The organism is Cyclobacterium plantarum (genome assembly GCF_011290685.1).
Lineage (GTDB): Bacteria > Bacteroidota > Bacteroidia > Cytophagales > Cyclobacteriaceae > Cyclobacterium > Cyclobacterium plantarum.
In genome coordinates, this window is the sequence record NZ_JAANYN010000004.1 from 287,854 (window position 1) to 307,341 (window position 19,488).

Here is a 19,488-nt window from a genome sequence, read left to right on the forward strand (position 1 = left end):
CAGCCCCTCTCAAGAAGACCTTAAAATCAGGCAAATTGATGCTGAAAATGCAAAAAGTATGGCTAGTCAAATCGAAAGTTTGGTTCAGCCAGAACTCGAGGAAGGATTAGAGATTTCCCTTTGGGCATCCGATTCATTGGTCTACGATCCTATTTCGATAGATTTTGATGATAAGGGAAATCTTTATTACAGCAGGACCAACAGGCAAAAAAATTCAGAATTTGATATACGGGGACACCAGGACTGGGAAATCAGGTCAATATCCCTTCAAACTGTCGAAGATAAAAGGGCATTTTTAAGAGCAGAGCTATCTGAAGAAAACAGTGAAAAAAACCAGTGGCTGGCTGATGTAAACGGGGATGGTATCAGGGATTGGAGGGACATGACAGTTGAAAAAGAGCATATCTACCGACTGCAGGATACGGATGGTGATGGACTGGCAGATCAATCCCAACTGGTATTTGAGGATCTTCACGAAGAAGTAACGGACGTTGCAGGAGCAGTGATGAAACATGGGGACGAGCTGTTCGTAGGTGCCGGTCCTGATATGTGGCGGATAAAAGAAGACGAAAAAACAGGCATTGCCAAATCAAAAACTTCTATTTCTCATGGCTATGGGGTACATATTGGATTTGGCGGGCATGGCATGTCAGGTTTGGAGATAGGGCCTGATGGCAGGGTGTATTGGGGGATTGGTGATATTGGGTTTCATGGAGAGGACCAGGAAGGAAATATCCACAAATACCCCAATCGTGGTGTCATTGCCCGGTCAAATCCCGATGGGAGTGATTTTGAGATTTTTGCCATGGGAGTGAGAAATACCCATGAATTTGTTTTTGATGATTATGGTAATTTGATATCCGTAGACAATGATGGGGACCACCAGGGCGAAAGTGAAAGATTGGTATACCTGGTAGACGGGTCGGATACAGGCTGGAGGATCAACTGGCAATTTGGGAAATACAGAGATCCGAAGAATAACGGATACAAAGTTTGGATGGATGAGGGCATGTATTTGCCCAGACACGAAGGGCAGGCAGCCTATTTTTTACCTCCCATCGTCAATTATGTAAATGGACCTACCGGTATGGTTCACAATCCGGGTACTGCCTTGGGTGAGTCCTGGAAAAACACATTTTTTGTTGCCTCTTTTGTTGGTAATCCGGCAAGATCTGGCATACATGCCTTTACTTTAGAACCCAATGGAGCTGGGTTTGCCTTAAAGGAAACAAAAAAAATCATGGGGGGCATTTTGGCAACAGGTTTGGACTTTGGTCCTGATGGGAGCCTTTATTTTTCGGATTGGATAGATGGCTGGGGTACCAAGGACTACGGACGGGTTTGGAAATTGGATGATACTTCAGGAAAAAAAGAACAGATTAGAAAGGAAACAGCCGGGTTGATAAAAGCTGATTTTGCAAAAAAATCACTGGAGGAATTGGAAAACCTGTTGGCACATGAGGATAAAAGGGTCCGGCAGAAAGCACAATTTGAATTGGCTGAAAGAGGTAAGGAAGGCCTGGAAGCATTTACGAATGGGTTGTCAGCAGAAACCAGTCAATTGGCCAGGATTCATAGTATTTGGGGAATTGCTCAGATAGCCAGAAACGATAACCCGGATGCAGCAGCAGTTTTGGTCCCTTACCTGAAGGACAATGATCCGGAAATCAGGGCACAGGCAAGCAGATGGCTTGGAGACATTCGGTATGCCAATGCAGGACAACAACTAATCCCATTGCTGAAAGATAGCTATCCAAGAGCAAGATTTTATGCTGCCGAGGCATTGGGAAGAATAGCTTTCAAGGACGCTGTATTTCCTATTATCGATATGCTTGAAGACAACAATGAAGAAGATGTGTATCTGAGGCATGCGGGGAGCCTTGCATTGGCAAGAATTGGTGATGCTCAATCCGTAATTGGGCTAAATGATCATCCCTCAAAAGCGGTAAGGATTGCGGCTGTTGTCGCTCTCAGAAGAATGAAAGATCCGGGAGTTGCTGTATTTCTTCAGGATGCTGATGAATATATTGTTGCAGAAGCTGCGAGAGCCATCAATGACGATTTTTCTATTGAAGGGGCATTGCCCCAACTGGCCGAAATTTTAAATAGAAATGGTCTCAGCTCAGAACCATTGCTCAGGAGGGCCATCAATGCTAACCTTAGAGTCGGTACCAATGCGGCCTTGGATAATTTGGTAAAGTATGTGTCTACCGAAAGCGCCCCTGTTCTCATGCGTATCGAAGCCATGGAAACCCTTTCAACCTGGGACGAACCATCCGTATTGGACAGGGTGGATGGAAGATTTAGGGGTCCGGTTAGCCGCGACCCTTCTGTTCTTAAAAGATTGACCTCAGAGGTTTTTATGGATTTGATCGATCACAGTAACGGAGACCTGCGTTTGGCTGCAGTGAAGGCCGTGGGAAAAATAAATTTATCCGAGGCGTCTGAAAACCTCCTGGTAAGATTAAAGTCAGATGACAATGATGATGTTCGCGAGGCGGCTCTGCGTTCTTTGGGAAGTATGGAATGGGAAAATCTGGATTTGGCTTTGGAACTGGCTTCCAAAGATAAATCAAAAAATGTCAGGGTGGCCAGTCTTGATCTGATGGGAAATATGGATTTTTCGGGAGAATTATTGGCTGATTTGCTGACTGGGGTAATTGAAAGACAGACCATTGAGGAAAAACAGGCTGCCGTGTTGACATTGGCACAAGTTGACGAAGAACATGCGCTTCCCGTTTTCAACAATCTGCTGAATCAATTAGAGAAAGGAAGTATTTCTCCCGGGATGGAATTGGAACTGCTTGAAGCATTGGAGGAACTGGGCAACGAAGGCCTTTTGGAACGGTATCGGGAGATTAATTCCTCTTTGAATGCCGATGATTTATTGGCATCCTACAGCGGCAGTCTGTATGGAGGGGATACCAGGTCCGGCAGAAGAATCTTTTTTCAACACCAGACCGGACAGTGTATCCGCTGTCATGCCTATAATGATTTTGGAGGTAATGCAGGCCCCAGGTTAAATGGAATTGGTAGGAGGCTTGACAGGGAGCAACTGCTGGAAGCTTTGATCGATCCCAGCAAGCGTGTGGCACCAGGTTACGGGCTGGTTACCCTTAAATTGAACAATAGTGAAACCGTTTCTGGAATATTGCTAGGCGAAAATGAGGAAGCGGTTACCTTAAAAATAGGTAACGATCCGGAAACAAAAATTTTGAAATCTGATATTTCCGAAAGAACCAATGCCATGTCTTCCATGCCTGATATGAAGGGCCTTTTAAGTAGAAGAGAGATAAGGGATTTGGTCAGCTTTTTGGCGACTTTGACAGATGACTATTAAATTGTTTCAAATCACCAGTTTAAGTAAAGAAAAACCTCAACAGGAAAGCCAAAAAATTTGTTATTAAAATATGATTAATAAAGTTGATTTAATGCATAAACCCAAATTCCTTTCCAGCCCTACTTTTCTTGGTTTGGTATTGCTTGCCTTTATTGGCTGTACAACCAATTCAACGCCACCTGAAATCAAGCAAATGAGTAAGGAAGAAGTCGATCAACAGGCCGCTGCGATCAAAAATTTGGTTAAGCCTCAATTTCATGAAGACCTTGAATTGGATCTTTGGGCAGTGGATTCACTGATAGCAGACCCCATATCCATGCAAATAGATGGTCAGGGGCGAGTTTTTTATTCCAAAACCAACAGAAGAAAAATTTCGGAATTTGATATCAGAAGTCACCAGGACTGGGAAATTGCTTCTCTTAAACTCCAAAACGTATCAGATCGGAGGGCTTTTCTCCATGAGGAATTGTCTCCTGAGTACAGTGATAGAAATGAATGGTTGCCTGATATCAATGGAGATGGCTCTCATGATTGGAAGGATTTAACGGTAGAAAAAGAAAATGTATTTAGGGTCGAAGACACAGATAGTGACGGAAGGGCAGACCGGTCTCAATTGGTAGTAAGCGATTTTAATGAGGAGGTTTCTGATGTTGCGGGTGCTGTCTTGTATCATGATGATGCACTTTTTGTGGGAGTGGCCCCCGACCTTTGGCGCCTGAAAGACACCAATGGGGATGGCACAATGGACAAAAAAGAGTCTTTAATTCATGGTTTTGGTGTTCACATTGGTTTTGGTGGACACAATATGTCCGGACTAAAAGTCGGACCAGAAGGAAAAATATACTGGGGGATAGGCGATATAGGATTCAATGGAGTGGACAAGGAGGGAAACAAACATGAATATCCAAATTGTGGCGTAATTGCCAGGGCCAATCCCGATGGAAGTGATTTTGAAATATTTGCTTATGGCGTCAGAAACACGCATGAATTTGCTTTTGACGAATTAGGCAACCTGATAAGCGTGGACAATGATGGGGACCACAGGGGAGAAAGGGAAAGAATAGTCTATCTGGTGGAAGGGTCTGACACAGGTTGGCGGATCAATTGGCAATTTGGAAAATACCGCGACCCCAAAAACAACGAATACAAAGTCTGGATGGATGAAAAAATGCATTTGCCCAGATCAGATGAACAGGCAGCCTATTTTATTCCCACAATAGCGAATTATGTAAACGGCCCTACTGGTATGCTTTACAATCCCGGTACAGCCCTTGGAGATCAGTGGAAAAACAAATTTTTTGTAGCTGAGTTTGCTGGAAATCCTGCCCGGTCCGGCATACATGCATTTAGTCTTAAACCCAGCGGTGCAGGTTTTGAGCTGGAAGAAACCGAACAAATATTGCAAGGCGTATTGGCCACTGGAATGGACTTTTCACCGGATGGATCTTTGTATTTTTCTGACTGGATTGACGGCTGGGTCAATAAAGGTTATGGAAGGATTTGGAAATTGAAGGACAATACGGCCAGTCCGGGTGTAAGAGAATTAACGGAAAAACATTTGGCTGCAGATTATGGCTCATTATCAGTCAAGGATTTGGGTGATATTTTGGGATTTGAGGATCAACGCGTGCGGCAAAAGGCACAATTTGAGTTGGCAAAAAGAGGGGCTGACGGACTTGAGGTATTCAGCGAAAAGCTAGCAGAAAGTAAAGACAGGTTGGCCAGAATACATGCTATTTGGGGGATTACTCAGATGTCACGAAGGGAGAGAGAAAATGCAGCGATGTTGATCCCATATCTCAGGGATAGCGATGATGAAATCCGTGCCCAGGCTGCCAAATGGTTAGGTGACTTGCGGTATGCCGAGGCTGGAAATGAGGTTTTGCCTTTGCTTGAGGATGGACAGCCCAGGGTGAGGTTTTTTGCGGCAGAGGCTTTGGGAAGAATGGGCTTCGTTGATGGTTTTGATGGCCTGGTGAAGTTATTGATGGAAAACGACAATGAAGATGTGTATATCAGGCATGCTGCAAGTCTTGCATTATCGAGATTAGGCAGGCCGGAATCCATAATAAAGCTTTCGGATCACCATTCAAACGCAGTTAGATTGGCAGCAGTTATAGCATTGAGGAGGCTTAGACATGAAGGAATAATTGTTTTTCTGGAGGATGAAAGTGAATACATTGTAGCAGAGGCTGCCAGGGCCATCAACGATGATTTCTCTATCCCGGAAGCCCTTCCTTCCCTTGGAAACCTGTTGGTATCAAAGGACTTTGTCTCTGAACCAATAGTGAGAAGAGCTATTAACGCCAATTTGCGCTGGGGATCAGATGAAGCATTGAACAATTTGCTGACTTACATCAATCAAGCAGATGCTCCTGAATCCATGAGAATTGAAGCTCTTGAAGCGCTCAGCACCTGGGCAGCTCCTTCTGTTTTGGACAGGGTAGATGGATGGTATAGGGGTGAGATCACCAGGGATTTGGCCAAACTTCAGGCAAGCAGTTCGGAGTTGCTTATCCAGTTGACCAAAAATGGCAGTGACCGAATTCGCCAAGCTACTGTTAAAGCTTTGGGAACTTTAAATATTAAAGGAGCCAATGATAGGTTGTTGGCTGTACTTCAAACAGATGCCTCGGCAGATGTTAGGGAGGAAAGCATAAAAGCACTTGCGAAAATTGATCAGGCTCCTGTAGGTGAAGCAGTAAAAATAGCACTTTCAGATAATGAAAAAAATGTAAGGGTGGCTGGCTTGGATTTAATGGAACAATTGGACATTGCCGGGGAAACCAAGGCTACGCTATTGGAAGAAGTCATCCAAAAACGAACGGTAGAGGAAAAACAAGCCGCTGTTAAAACCCTGGCCAAATTGGATACTGAAAGTGCATATCCTGTTTTTGAAAATTTACTTGGACAATTGGAAACAGGTACTTTATCTCCTGCCATCGAACTGGAGTTTTATGAAGCCATGGATGGGATGGATAACAAAGACCTTCTGGAGCGTTATGAAAAAATCAAGCAAGATATGTCGGAGGATGATGTTTTGGCCAGTTATAGTGGAAGCATGTATGGTGGGGATGAATCACGGGGCCGAAGGATATTCTTTCAGCATGCTACAGGCCAGTGTATCAAATGCCATGCTTATGATGATTTTGGTGGAAATGCCGGACCAAAACTCAATGGAATAGGAAAGAAGCTTAACCGACAGGAAATATTGGAAGCATTGATTGATCCCAGTAAGAGACTGGCACCAGGATTTGGGGTAGTGACCCTGGAACTTGATACGGATAAAAAACTAGCTGGCATAAAAGTAGCTGAAAATGAAATGAGCATCACCCTGAAAATGGGAAACCAACCGGACACTCTTATTAACAAATCAGATATAGTAGAAAGGAGAGATGCCCCCTCAAGCATGCCCGATATGAAGCAATTTCTATCCCGGAGAGAAATAAGAGACCTGGTAAGTTTTCTCGCCACATTAAAGGAACCATACATATAATTTTTATAATTTTGCGTCAATGATGCAAGTTGCCAGGAATTCAAGGTTTTTGAAAGGTTTTTGGATTTTCATGGCCCTTTACCTGCTCAATTGCAGCGTAGATGCGGGTGATGAAAACCCAAATTACCTACCGGAGGATTTATCCATCAATGACCAGGAAAGTATAATTGAAATTGTCCTGGAAATAGGTTTGGGAATAGAAGATGCCATACCCGAAAGTGAGGATGCTGATGGTGACCGGGAGACTACACACAAAAAGAAGCTTAAAAGTGATATCCATCTTTTTATCGCGAGTAAAATCAACGATTTCAGGTTTTTGGAAGTGTTGACCAATAAATATACAACCGGTCAATCAGTGCTTATTTCATCTGTATTTTTTAGGGTCCCTTCACCACCTCCCCGGTATTTTTGCTGATTTTCTTTTTATAATCTCCTGTTTTGATAGGGTAGGAGTCGTTTTTTATTACCTCAAAAATTGTAGAAATTTATGATAATTCGATTGGCTGTCATCAGTTATGTACTGTTTGGCCTTCACCTTCATGGTGTTGCGCAAACAGAAGGGGATATCCCCAAAATAGAATTGGATAGTATGTACCTGTCCGATGTGGAAAAAAAAGATAGTCCGGCAAAAGTATTGCACGCCGAACCATTGTATATTGATTTGATCCGGGATCTGGGAGCAAGAAAAGGAGAAAAGGAATGGAATATTGGACTCGGATTGACCGATAAGGAAAGATTTGATGAATATCTGGCATTGGTGGAGTATGAGTGGGCACCTGTTGACAGGTTGGGCCTGGAGATAGAGCTTCCTTTTTCATTTCACTATCCCATCAATGGAAATGAAAACGCACCCGGAAACCGACTGAACAGTATAAAACTTGCCGGACAATACTCCTTTTTTGTATCCGAAAAGTACAAAACCTCTATGGCTTTTGGCTATATCCATGAATTCGAGATGAACCAGTTCTCAGAAATCAGGCAAAACCGTGTCTTTTCAGGAAATGCTTACAATCCTTTTTTTATTGCTGCAAAACGGTGGGCGACAAATTACCATACCCTGATTTATGCAGGCCCTTTTATTCGGAATCATTTTGGACAAAGCGGGGTAGACATTTCCTGGCAAGTCAATTCTAACTTTCATTACATGATCAGCGGAACAAGAAATTTTATTGGCGTTGAATTTAATAAAGCATTGGAAAACGGAAAGTTTGAAATGGTCATAAGGCCTCAGATGAGGTTAGGAATTGCAGAAAATCTTTTGATAGGGATTGTGACGGGAGTACCGGTAAGTAGGGAAAATGAGAGATTTAGTTCTTTCTTAAGGTTAATTTATGAACCGGGACATTAAGGCCCGGTTTTTTTCCCACTTAAATAAAATTTGGGCATAAACTTATTTTTTCCCTGATCATTCAGGTAAAGAAGCTTAATTTTGTTGAAAAATGTACTTTGATGTACGGATTTTACTAATTGATCTCTTTTGGAATTATACGTTTGGTGCTCATGACGAAATTTACAGTTTGTTCCCTTTTATTTTTAACTTTATTGTTTTCTTTAGATGTTAATGCTCAAAAAGGAAATACCTCAGCACAGAAAAATGACAGTGGTGAATTAAAATATCATTTGAATGAAGATGGTAGCCATTACGTAAAAGCCACCTTTCTCAATCAAATATGGGTGAGGAATACCTGGAACAATCCCGGAACTACAGTAGATGGGTATCTTGAAAATCAGACATTCGATATAGGACTTCGCCGGACCAGAATTCAGCTATTTGGTAAAATTGCTGATAAAATATTTTTTTATACCCAGTTTGGTAACAATAACCTTACTTATTTGGGAGAAAGAAAGCAAGGATTATTTTTTCATGATGCTTTAGGTGAATTGGAAGTAATTGGAAATAAGCTTTCCGTGGGAACAGGTCTTACAGGCTGGAATGGGGTATCCAGGTATGCGTCCCCGTCAATAGGTTCAATTCTATCCTTGGATGCCCCTTTGTACCAGCAGACCACCAATGATGCCACAGACCAGTTTTTAAGAAAATATTCGCTGTATTTTAAAGGAAAACTGAACCGCCTGGATTACCGCATGGCCATTAGTAAACCTATGGCGGTGAGCCAATCAGGCGTACAGCCAGACAATCCCGCAGAAAATGCGCTCTTTGCTGCTTCACCCGCAAGTTTGCAATGGCACGGGTATTATATGTATCAGTTTCAGGATCTGGAATCAAACCTAACGCCTTACAATGCCGGCTCTTACCTGGGAAAGAAAAGTGTATTTAATATCGGGGCAGGGTTTCTTTTTCAGAATGATGCCATGTGGTTTCTTAATGGTCCCAATGACGCTCTGGAATATGGTAACCTCTCGCTTTTTTCAATGGATGTGTTTTATGATCAACCCCTTGATTCAAATAAAGGCACTGCCATCACCGCATATGGGGCTTTCCAGGCAAGTGATTATGGCAGGAACTATGTCAGAAATGTAGGAGTGATGAATCCCACCAATGGTACTGTGGGTGCAGGCATTTTTAATGGAGCAGGGAATAACTTTCCCATGATGGGAACTGGAAGTACTTTTTATGGGCAAATTGGCTACCTGATGGAAAGAAACCTTTTGGGTACATGGGGTACGCTACAGCCTTTTCTAACCAGCCAACTTTCGGACTTTGACGGATTGGATGATTCCATGCTCATGTATGAATATGGGTTCAATTGGCTGATCAGGGGAAACCAAACCAAATTATCTATGCATTACCAAAGTCGCCCGGTTTTTATGGAAGGTACTTCGGGAACATTTCAATCTGACAGGAAAGGCATGCTTGTCGTGCAGTTTCAAATTGCTATCTAAAAATACAGATTCGTAAAACTACCAGGATGGCTTTTCATCCTCATGGATTGGCCCCTCCTTTAGTTTTAGGTGGGCCGGATTTTGCCTGGAAATTACTGCTTTCACTTCGGAAATGATTGAAAGGGCAATTTCCTCGGGACTTTCAGCCCCTAAGTTCAGTCCCATTGGACCAAAAACCACTTTGTGATTTTCTTCATTTAGATGGATACCTGAATTGGAGAGATTTTCGATTAATTTTTGTAATTTCTTTTTTGGTCCTAAAACCCCCAAATAAGGAAATCGGTAAGGGTACAAACCTTTCATGATCTCCAGGTCATAATTGAAATTATGGGACATCAAAACCACTGCAGTTTGTTTATCGGGTTTGAGCTTCGGAAGGATTTCAGCAGCTTTTCCTGATATTATTTGATCCACCAACGGGAAACGATTTTTTGTGGCATGATCTGACCTTCCATCTGCCAAATCCATTTCCCAACCCAATACGGAGGACAATTGGGTCAAAGGTTGAACATCATTTCCAGCTCCAATAATGATCAATTTGATCGCCGCAGGAACAAATTCCACAAATGCATGCAGGTTTTCAGCACCATGAAGGGGCAAAATCACGGATTTCTCCAGGGAAAAAACCTCTTTGGATTTTTCCATCGAATAAATTTGGCCCAACTCATTGAGGATCGAGAAGTTGGCGTTACTGGCAAAACGTCGGTCCTTAAAAAGCAAACAGGTGCCAACCTGCGTTGATCTTTTGTTTTTTACATCAAAAATGGTAACCAGTACTTTGTCTTCCCTATCTTCAATGCATTGTCTGAGTAAAGCTATGGGGTTATTTTCTTGCTCCTCATCAATGGGTTCCATCAAAATATGAATGATCCCATTACAGCCCAGGCCTATGCCAAATTTGGCATCGTCCTCATCCGTAGTGTCATAGGTCACCAACATGGACTTTTTTTTGAAAATTACAAGCTGTGCTTTTTTAAGGGCATCTCCTTCCAGACAACCTCCGGAAATCGCACCTGTTAATTGCCCGTTTTCAGTGACCAGCATTCTTGCTCCAGGTCTTCTGTAAGAGGAACCGTCCACCTGGACTACAGTCGCCAGGGCTATTTTCTCTCCGGATTGGCGGGCAAGGTCAAAAGCTTTAATAATTTCTTTTGTCTCCTTCATGGTACTTGGATATCAATTAAACCAGGGCTGGGTAAGAAATGTTAGGGGATAACTCGTACCTGTTTGAAAGGTTTCCAGGTGGGCTGGCAGAGAAATAAATCCATCGGCCGCTGCAAGATGAACAAGGTCTCCGGACCCTGAATTGCTGACCGGCACGGCCAGGATTTTTTCTTTTTCGGCCACCACTTTCACCAAAAGATGGTAAGTGACGGGCCTTTTAAATGAGACATCCTCGGTCAGTGTGGCAAAGAGACTATTTCTCTGTTTTCCCAAATGGGTCAGGAGCCAGGCCTTAAAATAAAGATGGAAACAGATGAGGGTAGAAGCTGGATTTCCAGGAAATCCGAAAACAAAAGTATTTTTCCTTCTCCCGAAAAGAAATGGCTTTCCTGGTTTTTGGGCCACACCATGCACCAGTTTTTTAACTCCCAAATCCTCCAGCACTTCAGGAAGGAAATCGTATTTGCCTTTTGAAACCGCTCCCGAAAACAGCAGTATATCATTTTTATGTAGCAATTTTTCCAAAGCAGCTTTTAATAGCTTTTTATCATCATCAATATGTAAGGTTTGCGCTTCAATTCCAAGGGATTTCAAGGCTGCCTGAAGCATGTAAACATTGGATTTTCTGATTTGATGGGGCAAGGGATTGTCAGTGATATCCACCAATTCATTGCCTGTGGAGCAAATCGTGATCGTAGGTGGCTTGACGACTTTTACATTTGATACGCCTACTGTCGCCATCACACCGATGGTGCCTGCCTGTATAAAAATGCCTTTTTTAAGCAAAACATCACCTTTACCCGCATCGGTCCCTTTTAAATGAACATTTTGGTTTTCGGTAAAATCTGAATGCAGTAAGTTGGCCACATTGTCAATTATTTTGACCTGCTCGTAGGGTATGACACAATTGGTGTTTTCAGGTAAAATCGCTCCGGTCATGACTTCAAGGCAATTCTCCGGATCCAGGAGCCTGCCCTGTGCATCACCGGCTGCCTGAATGCCTTCAATGGGAAATAGGGCTTTTTTAAGCAGTTGAGTGCTGTGAATGGCAATACCATCCATGGTTACCCGATGAAAGGGAGGAGCATCTCTATCTGCTTTAATATCTTCAGCCAGTATGCGGTTCAGGGAGTTCATTAATGGGACCGTTTCAGTTCTCACCGGGAGTTCATTCTCCAGTACCTTTTGCAATGCTTCCGCTACACTGTTCATGCTTATCGGATTTTTTTGTTTAATGGGACCAAAATAGGATTTTTGATTCAGTTTAGCCACCAAGAAATGACATGGATTTTTTAGGGGTTTTGGCATTCAATTCCTCTGCATCAAACCCATCTTTCTCTTTTTTGGCTACCGCGTCCCGTATTTCAGTTTTTATTGATGCCTCATTAGCGCCACTTCTAAGAACATCTCTTAAATTGGTGACTGCTGGTCCGTAAAGGCAGGTTCTTAATTCTCCGGTAGCAGAAAGCCTGATTCTGTTGCAGGTGCCACAAAAAGTTCTGCTGAAAGCAGGTATGATACCGAAAGTACCTTGATAACCGGGAATTTGATAATTGACGGAAGTGCTGTTTTTTCCATCTTGCACCTTTTGGATTGCCGTGAAGTGGCTGGATATATAATCATAAAGTGCCAGGTGATTCCATTCAGGCACTTCAAATTTCCCTGTGCCATTGAATGGCATTTCTTCCAAAAACCTGACGGATAAAGGGTAATGGGCAGTCAATTTTACAAAGGGAATGATGTCGGCTATGTTTTTATTACCATCTACCACGCAATTTAATTTGACCTCGAAGCCTAGTTTTAAAAGGTTGAGAATACAAGCAAAAACCTCATCAAACTTGTCTCTTCTTGTTATTTCAAAAAACCTTTGTTTGTCCAGTGCATCCAGGGAGATATTTATTTTGTGAATGCCCAAACGATGCAGCTCTTGAATTTGTTTTTCACTGATGGAGCCATTGCTGGTAAGGGTGATTTCCTTTAAAGTACGGTGCCTGGTCAATGTGCTTAAAAAATCCATGATTCCCTTCCTCACAAATGGCTCTCCTCCGGTAATTCTGATTTTTTCCACGCCCAGATTAACAAATATACCGGTGAGGTAGTCCAGTTCTTCGTAGGTCAGTAAATCCTTCCTTTGTACAAAATCAATACCTTCCTCAGGCATACAGTAGTAGCACCTGAAATTGCACCGGTCTGTAACCGATAATCTCAGATAATCCAACTTTCTTCCGTACCGGTCAACCAATTCATTTTTCATAGGCATTCAATCGTCAATTCTGCACATGTTTTATGGATGGGCATTTACCCAAACCGTATGGTCCGTAAAGTATTCCTTTTTCCAGATGGGTACAGATTTTTTAAGCTCATCAATAAGAAATTTACAAGCTTTAAACGCATCATCCCGATGGGCACAAGCCACACCTATGACTACCACAGGATCTCCTATCTGTTTATTTCCCAGTGCGTGAATCATCAATAACTTTTTGACTGGCCACTGCTCTATTGCTTTGTTGGCCAATCGATCCATTTGATGAAGGGCCATAGGTTCATATCCTTCAAATTCCAGTTTAATAACCGATTTACCATGGGCATGGTTTCTTACACAACCGATGAATAAATCAATTCCTCCTGCCTCAGGGTGTTGAAGCCATGCATAGACTTCATTAAGGTTGATATCACTGAGAATTTCAATTTTTTTCATTTCAGCCACCACTTACAGGGGGAATCAAGGCAATTTCCTGCTGATCACTTAGCCGCAGGTCGTCATTGGCGTACTCCTGATCTACGGCAATGGCAAAACTGTTAAGATTTCCCATCTGCGGGTATTTTTTCAGGATCCATTTTTTTAAATCCAATACAGTATTGATCTGATTATCTTTTGATAAATCAAGGATTTTTTGGCCTGTAATTTCTTTCGATATACCGAATAGCAGTACTTCCATAATTGCTTTTAAAGCTTGTTTTTTGCAAAGGTACAATTTACACAATTGCATTTGATTTAACACGAATTTGAGTAGGATAATGACAGGTTTTTGAAATTGGGCGGAGGCGTAATTTCTTAAAATAAGCAACAATTAAGCCAATGATAAGCCTGTACTTTTTTTGATAAGTTAAAAAAAATTATAATTTATTAATAAAGTATTTTTTAAAATTAATATTTAACTATAAATCTTTTGATGTCAAAATTATTTTTTAAATGTGTCTTTAATTATAAATTTAATTTGTATTACGCTGATTAAAATAAAATTTAAGAATCATAAAATAATCTTTTTTTATAAATATTAAATGGAATAAAATATTGTGTTTAATGCTAAAAATACATTAATTGTAAGACTAAAATGTTTGAATAACCGATGATAGCAAACAATACATATTCGGTTCCCGAGCTTGTTGCTTTATTGAGGGCTGGAGACCCTAATGCTTTTCAGCAACTCTATGAAAAATTTTCTTCCAAAATCCTTAGTACCTGTAAAAAAATGTATCTGCCACATGAGGATGCAGAGGAAGTGGTTCAGGAGGTTTTTTTAAAAGTTTGGGAAAAAAGGGAGGGATTGGACAGTTCCTTGTCTTTTAACGCTTACCTTTTTACCATTATGCGTTGCTCCATTTTTAAAAGGTCCCGAAAAAATGCTATGGACGTTGCTTATAAAACATACCAGCTGAACAATGGCACTGGTGCAAGTTGCTATACGGAGGAAGCATTGGACTTTGAAGAATTGAAAGTTTTTTCTGAAAGGATCATTGATGCACTTCCCAAAGGTCAACAGAAAATATTTAGATTGAAGTTCACCGAAAATCTCACAGCTGATGAAATTGCAAGTAGGCTTCATCTTTCGAAGAGAACGGTAGAAAACCAGCTTTATAAGGCCAATAAAAAGCTAAAGCAAGAATTTATATCCAATGACCTGATACCCTATGATTTGGTTGTTTTGTTTTTGATTTTTTAATTTAATCACCTTTATTTTTAATATTTTATAAAATAAATAATTTTCATTAAAATATATGGAAAAGTTATTATTCATGTGAGTAAATGACCTGACTTATGGATATATACCATATAACCTAAGGGGTCAAGATGAAGGATTTCATTCAAAAGTGGAAAAAATTTCATGAAGGCAAGCTTTCCAAAAGCGAAGCAGCATCATTTCTGGCATATTTGACTAGTCCCGAAGGGAAGAGTGATTTTCAACAAATGCTGAAAATGATTTGGGAGGCTGAAAATAAGGCTGATCAAGCGAATTTGACGCCTTCTCCAAATCACCCTGTTCTTAAAGTTTCAAGCCGGCAAAAAAAAACCGGGGGCCTAAGTCAGCAAAATAACAGGAAAATTCGGCATTTATTCACCTGGATCCGGTATACTGCTTGTATAGTAGCCATTTTAATGATAGCCAAGGAATGGGGAATTTTCAAAAATTGGCCACAAGGACAAGAGGATCCACCGCCGGTAAAGGAGACTGCCTGGATCAACAAATCAAACCCAAAAGGAGTCAAGTCCAAGATTTTATTACCGGACAGTTCATGGGTATTTTTAAATGCAGCCAGCAGGATCAGGTATACAAGGGACTTTACTAACAACCGACAGGTTATTTTAACTGGTGAGGCATTTTTTGATGTAAAAAAGAAAGCTGGATTACCATTCTTCGTTCAGGCTGGACAAGTTACAGCCACCGTCTTGGGAACCTCATTTAATATCAATACCGAATATCAGGAATCCATAGAAATAGCTTTGGCTACAGGAAAGATCCGAATCCTGAATGAACAAACTGGAAAAGATCTTTTGCTTAGCCCTGGAAAGGCCGGTAAGATATCCAAAAGCACACAGTCCATGGAAATAATAGATGTAGATCCGGACAAAGTATCTCTCTGGAAGGAAGGAATTCTCCACTTTGAAAAAGAGCCATTTCAGCTAGTAATAGAAAAATTGGAGAACTGGTATGGGGTCAGCATATCGGTTGAGGGAGAGCTTCCAAATGACCTTTGTACCGGAACATTTCAAAAGAAAGCTTACCTGAGTGATGTGCTTAAGGTATTAGGCCATGCATTACAATTTGATTATGACTTAAATGGAAAAAATGTAGCCATCTATCCTTTGTCATCAGGCTGAATTGCCTGAATACTTTACTTAAAATTTTAACCATTTCCCAAAATCCCATGAAACATGTTTTATTAAAACCAATTGAAAATCTGAAAGTCAGGATACTGGCTTTAGTAATCCTGTGCATGCTGGTTTTTCATACCGGTTATGCCCTTGACAGCGCAAAAAGCATTGAAGATGTGTTCATTGAAATGGATATCATGCAGGGTAGCTTGCAGGATATTTTAGAACACATTGAAAGTAAAACCGATTACCGTTTTTTCTATACGGAAAAGGGACTCAATGACCATGAAATCATTCATTTGGACCTGACCAAAGGAAGTGTTGCAGATATATTAAAGGAATTGGCAGGAGAAAAAGGACTTTATTTCAAGCAGGTGAACAATACCATCAGTGTCCGTTTTCTTACCGATAATCCCAATGAAGAAGTGATGGAGATCGGAATGGAACAAGCAGATATTGAAGTATCTGGCAAGGTCCTGGACGAAACCGGTGAGCCTTTACCGGGAGTAGCCGTATCTGTGGCAGGCACTACCATCGGCACCATTACCAATATTGATGGGGAATTTTCACTCACAGCACCTGAAGATGGTGTTTTACTGTTCTCCTATATAGGTTTTGCCACCCAACAGGTCAATATCAATTCCCGGTCAAATATCAATATTACCCTGAAAGAAGATATTGCAGGTTTGGAAGAAGTGGTGGTAACGGCATTAGGTATAAAAAGGGAGGCAAAAAGTCTTGGATATGCCACTTCAACGGTGGAATCTGAAGAGATGACCATCAACAGAACACCGAATTTCATGAATTCCCTTCAAGGCAAAGTTGCAGGGGTAAACATCACTCCTATGGGTTCTGGACCACAAGGAAGCAGCAAAGTGCGGATCAGGGGGGTGTCTTCTTTTGGAGGTAACAATTCCCCATTGATTGTGGTGAACGGGGTGCCCATAGATAATACCAATTTCGGGGTTAGTGGTGATGTATCTGAGGTAGGTAGCAACCGAAAATCAGATAGCGGTGATGGATTGAGTAGTATCAACCCCGATGACATCACTTCCATGACGGTCCTCAAGGGAGCAGCTGCTTCTGCCCTTTATGGGGCAAGGGCCAAGGACGGTGTCATCATGATCACCACCAGGAACAGGGCTACCGGATCCGGAATCCAGGTAGAACTGAATTCAAACTTTACAACAGATACCCCATTTGATTTTACTGATTACCAATACGAATATGGTCAGGGGGAGGGAGGAATAAGACCCAATTCTCCCAGACCGGTTTCTGGTGTATGGAGTTTCGGAGAAAAATTCGAGCCGGGAATGACCCAGATTTTATTTGATGGGATAGAAGTTCCTTATGAACCTCAACCCAACAAAGTAAGGGATTATTACCGGAATGGATCCACTTTTTCCAATACCATAACACTCTCTTCCGGAGGGGAAAATGGTGGATTTAGTCTTTCTGTAGCCAATATGGACAGCAAGGCCATTCTTCCAGGTTCTAATTATAACCGAAAAACCATAAACCTGGGTTTTACCCAAAACATCAAGAAACTGACTGTTTCAGGAAATATAAATTATTCCAAGGAAGACCGTATTAATCCTCCGAATATCGCCGAGCAGGACTTCAGCCCGGTGGTCATCTATACACTGGCTACTTCCATGCCAATGGATCTGTTGGAAGAATATGCTTTTGATGAGAATGGGGATGAATTTCCCTATTCCCGTTTTACCAACCGGACCAATCCCTATTTTGCATTGTCGCGATTTGAAAATAATGTTCGTGACAGGATTTATGGTAACATTACTGCCAGGTATGAATTTACAGACTGGCTGTATTTGCAGGGACGGTTTGGGCAGGATTTTTTCTCAAGGGACTCAGAGTATAATCTCCCCACTGGTTCCCAAAGACAGTCCTCGCCTCCCCCGGGTTTTGTAAATGGCCAATATGTACAAGACTTAAGGCGTTTCAGGGAAGTAAATGCAGATTTCCTACTTGGCATAAACCGTACTTTTGGGGATTTTGGATTACTGGTGAACCTGGGAGGCAACCAGATGTACAGAAGGTTGGATGTAAATACCCTGTTAGGGGAAAATTTTTATACCCGTGGCCTGTACACTATAGGCAATTCCAGTAAAATCACCACAGATTATTCCATCTCAGAAAGGCAGGTAAATTCTTTGTACGCCAGTACTGAATTGTCTTACCGAGGCTATTTATACCTGAACGGAACTGTAAGAAACGACTGGTTTTCTACGCTCTCTCCGGCCAACAGAAGTATACTCTACCCCTCCATCACAGGTAGTTTTGTTTTTTCTCAGGCCTTTGCCAATTTACCCAATTGGATTTCTTTTGGCAAAATCAGGGTAGCTTATGCTGAAGTGGGTAGCGATACGGACGTTCAACCTTATGCCAACAACCTTTTTTACAACATCAACCAGCAGCAATTTCCAAATTCAAATGGTATCGCCCAGCCGGTAGGGGCCATTAGTGGATCCGTGGTTCCTAATGATAACCTTAGGCCAATGAGGGTTACTGAAAAGGAAATCGGCCTTGAAATGACTTTATTTGATAATCTCCGGTTTGAAGTTTCCTATTATGATAAACTTTCATCTGATCAGATCCTGCAAGCCCAGATTTCAGATGGGTCTGGGTTCCTGGATCAATTAATCAATGTGGGGGAAAGCCGAAATCAAGGAGTTGAAATGTTTGCAGCTATTTCTCCGGTTACCACCAATAATTTCAACTGGAATTTCAGCGCCAACGCTTCTTACAACCAATCTGAGGTGCTGAGTTTGGGAGATGATGTGGAAGGTAGTTTTATTACCGTTGGTATTGCTGAGTTTCATGGTGAGGTAAGGCAGGAGGTGGGTAAACCCATGGCCCAACTTTATGGATGGGGATACCTCAGAGATGACCAGGGGCGACAAATATTTGACCCAAATAACGGCCGGCCCCTTCGTTCCAACCAGCAATTGAATTTTGGAACAGCAATTCCTATTTGGGTAGGGGGCTTTACCAATGGTTTCACCTACAAAAACCTGAATTTTTCATTTTTGATTGACTACAAGTTGGGTCATAAGATGATTTCAGGTACCCATACCAATGCTTATAGACATGGCTTGGATAAGGCTACCCTGGTTGGCAGGGAGCAGGGGTTCGTTGTGGGAGATGGTGTCAATCCTAATGGAGAAATCAATACAGCCCAGTCTCCGGTACAAACCTACTATGAAACGATTCGCTCAGGAAGGATGTCTGAGCAATCTGTATTCAATGCGGGTTCCTGGCAATTGAGGCAATTAACATTGGGGTACGATTTTACATCTCTTCTGCCTGAAAACAAATTCATAAGGGGGTTGCGTCTGAATCTGGTATCAAACAATGTGGCCGTTATCAAGAAATGGGTACCGCATATCCATCCCGATCAAAACGGAATCATATCCGACAACAATGCGGGTCTGGAGGCTACTGGATTGCCGGTCACCAGAAGCACGGGATTCAATCTCAATGTTAAATTCTAAGCAATCCTTGCTTCAAAGAACCATTGATATTTAC

At 41.8% G+C, this 19,488-nt stretch carries 13 protein-coding genes; 8 read left to right on the forward strand and 5 right to left on the reverse strand.

Features of this window, described 5'->3' with window-relative positions; translation table 11 throughout:
* Positions 1-58 precede the first annotated feature (58 nt).
* From G9Q97_RS11325 to G9Q97_RS11345, 5 genes are all read left to right on the forward strand, one after another.
* Positions 59-3,340 carry a HEAT repeat domain-containing protein gene (locus G9Q97_RS11325; RefSeq protein WP_246255614.1) on the forward strand — a complete coding sequence of 1,094 codons (3,282 nt, stop codon included), beginning with the start codon at positions 59-61 and terminating at the stop codon, positions 3,338-3,340.
* Between the two features lie 91 nt (positions 3,341-3,431).
* On the forward strand, positions 3,432-6,836 hold the full coding sequence (locus tag G9Q97_RS11330) for a PVC-type heme-binding CxxCH protein (protein WP_166146887.1): 3,405 nt from the start codon (positions 3,432-3,434) through the stop codon (positions 6,834-6,836).
* Between the two features lie 19 nt (positions 6,837-6,855).
* Positions 6,856-7,251, forward strand: a complete 396-nt coding sequence (locus G9Q97_RS11335; protein ID WP_166146888.1) for a hypothetical protein — start codon at positions 6,856-6,858, stop codon at positions 7,249-7,251.
* A 72-nt stretch (positions 7,252-7,323) separates the two neighbouring features.
* Positions 7,324-8,184 carry an HAEPLYID family protein gene (locus tag G9Q97_RS11340; RefSeq protein ID WP_222851972.1) on the forward strand — a complete coding sequence of 287 codons (861 nt, stop codon included), beginning with the start codon at positions 7,324-7,326 and terminating at the stop codon, positions 8,182-8,184.
* A 152-nt stretch (positions 8,185-8,336) separates the two neighbouring features.
* Complete coding sequence (locus tag G9Q97_RS11345) at positions 8,337-9,680, forward strand: hypothetical protein (protein ID WP_166146890.1); 1,344 nt, start codon at positions 8,337-8,339, stop codon at positions 9,678-9,680.
* Positions 9,681-9,698: 18 nt separating this feature from the next.
* On the opposite strand, the gene G9Q97_RS11350 is transcribed toward G9Q97_RS11345, so the two are convergent.
* Genes G9Q97_RS11350 through moaD form a run of 5 tightly spaced genes read right to left on the reverse strand, consistent with a single transcriptional unit; the run spans position 9,699 to position 13,783 of the window.
* Positions 9,699-10,844: an XdhC family protein gene (locus G9Q97_RS11350; protein ID WP_166146892.1), complete on the reverse strand. Its 1,146-nt coding sequence runs from the start codon at positions 10,842-10,844 to the stop codon at positions 9,699-9,701.
* A gap of 12 nt (positions 10,845-10,856) precedes the next feature.
* The gene (locus G9Q97_RS11355) at positions 10,857-12,056 is read right to left on the reverse strand and encodes a molybdopterin molybdotransferase MoeA (protein WP_166146894.1); all 1,200 of its coding nucleotides are present in this window, start codon (positions 12,054-12,056) and stop codon (positions 10,857-10,859) included.
* 52 nt (positions 12,057-12,108) lie between these two features.
* A complete protein-coding gene (gene moaA / locus G9Q97_RS11360) occupies positions 12,109-13,104 on the reverse strand; it encodes a GTP 3',8-cyclase MoaA (protein ID WP_246255621.1) in 996 nt (331 codons plus the stop codon).
* 24 nt (positions 13,105-13,128) lie between these two features.
* Complete coding sequence (locus tag G9Q97_RS11365) at positions 13,129-13,542, reverse strand: molybdenum cofactor biosynthesis protein MoaE (protein ID WP_166146896.1); 414 nt, start codon at positions 13,540-13,542, stop codon at positions 13,129-13,131.
* A gap of 1 nt (position 13,543) precedes the next feature.
* Positions 13,544-13,783: a molybdopterin converting factor subunit 1 gene (gene moaD, locus G9Q97_RS11370; protein WP_166146898.1), complete on the reverse strand. Its 240-nt coding sequence runs from the start codon at positions 13,781-13,783 to the stop codon at positions 13,544-13,546.
* 411 nt (positions 13,784-14,194) lie between these two features.
* Between moaD and G9Q97_RS11375 the strand changes: the two genes are divergently transcribed.
* The 3 genes from G9Q97_RS11375 to G9Q97_RS11385 all read left to right on the forward strand — a co-directional run bounded on the left by G9Q97_RS11375 (position 14,195) and on the right by G9Q97_RS11385 (position 19,454).
* Complete coding sequence (locus G9Q97_RS11375) at positions 14,195-14,788, forward strand: RNA polymerase sigma factor (protein ID WP_166146900.1); 594 nt, start codon at positions 14,195-14,197, stop codon at positions 14,786-14,788.
* A gap of 128 nt (positions 14,789-14,916) precedes the next feature.
* The gene (locus G9Q97_RS11380) at positions 14,917-15,945 is read left to right on the forward strand and encodes a FecR family protein (protein WP_166146902.1); all 1,029 of its coding nucleotides are present in this window, start codon (positions 14,917-14,919) and stop codon (positions 15,943-15,945) included.
* Positions 15,946-15,992: 47 nt separating this feature from the next.
* Entirely contained in the window at positions 15,993-19,454 is a 3,462-nt protein-coding gene (locus G9Q97_RS11385) for a SusC/RagA family TonB-linked outer membrane protein (protein WP_166146922.1), read from the forward strand.
* Positions 19,455-19,488: the final 34 nt, after the last annotated feature.